This window comes from Bartonella sp. AP3QHHD, assembly GCF_042195765.1.
In the GTDB taxonomy this organism is placed as follows: Bacteria; Pseudomonadota; Alphaproteobacteria; order Rhizobiales; family Rhizobiaceae; genus Bartonella.
Genome location: NZ_JBHIPC010000031.1, coordinates 1 through 1,019, shown reverse-complemented (window position 1 = coordinate 1,019; position 1,019 = coordinate 1). Strand labels below are relative to the sequence as shown.

The following is a 1,019-nucleotide window of genomic DNA, read 5'->3' as shown; positions in this document are numbered from 1 at the left end:
GTGGCAGACGCTTTGGAACAGGTTGCAGAAAAGCTACAAGCGATTGCGGTTTTTGATACGGGGGGTAAAAACACGCAAGAAAGCCTTGCTTATCGTGCAGATTTTTCCTCACGCTTTTGTTATTTGATTGATCCCTTTGTACGGGTGGCAAATTCTGATGGGGGTGTTAGTATAAAGCCGGCAAGTCCTTTTGCAGCAGCCATGTTTATCAAACGTGACAAGCAAAGGGGCGGTGTTTTTTGGTCTCCTTCCAACCAAGATGTGCATGGCATTTTAGGGACAGCACGCCCCATTAGCTATTTTGATGGGGAAATCGATCATGAGGCAAATCGCCTCAATCAAGCCGATATTGCAACCTTTATTCCAGCACGACTTAGTCAAAATGCGCATGGGCAAATGGCTGCCAATGGGCGCATTTTATGGGGAAATCATACCACCTCCAGTGATCCACTTTGGCGCTTTGTCAATGTGGTGCGCACCCGTGCAGCTTTGGAAAAAACGATCATCAACAATTTCCGCCCTTGGGCCAATGATGAAAACCTTACTGGTCAACATGTCATTGCCATTACCCGCTCTTTGACCAGCTTTCTTGATGATATGATTGCGCGTGGTGCGCTTTTGGGTGGCCGTGTTTGGTTTGACCGCGATTTAAATTCCAACAGCACTTTACAATTGGGAAAATTGCGGGTCGAATTTGATGCAGAAGAAGTGCCACCTTTAGAAGATTTGAGTTTCGGCAGCCGGCGCAATAGCGCTTATTTTGACCGTTTGGCGCAAGATATCCAAAAGAAAATGACTTATCAATTTGGCGATACGCTTGAAACTTATCGCAAAGCAGCAAGGAGTTAAAGCATGACTTTACGCATTGTACGCGGTTTTACCTTGATTGTTGATGATGATGTGAATCTTCACCTTGATCTTGAAACATTGAAACTGCCCACGTTGGAAGAAATTACAGAAACCTATCAACCAGGGGGCTCTGATATGCAAATTGATGTGAGCGGTCTTGGTGTGAAAGC

The 1,019-nt window shown here is 45.4% G+C and carries 2 protein-coding genes; both read left to right on the top strand.

Going from position 1 to position 1,019, the window contains the following annotated elements:
* A partial coding sequence (locus ACFIL7_RS01565; RefSeq protein WP_375683272.1) for a phage tail sheath family protein occupies nucleotides 1–849 on the top strand: 849 nt, incomplete at its 5' end.
* Between the two features lie 3 nt (nucleotides 850–852).
* Nucleotides 853–1,019 (top strand): phage major tail tube protein (locus tag ACFIL7_RS01560; protein ID WP_375683273.1); only part of this gene is annotated, 167 nt, incomplete at its 3' end.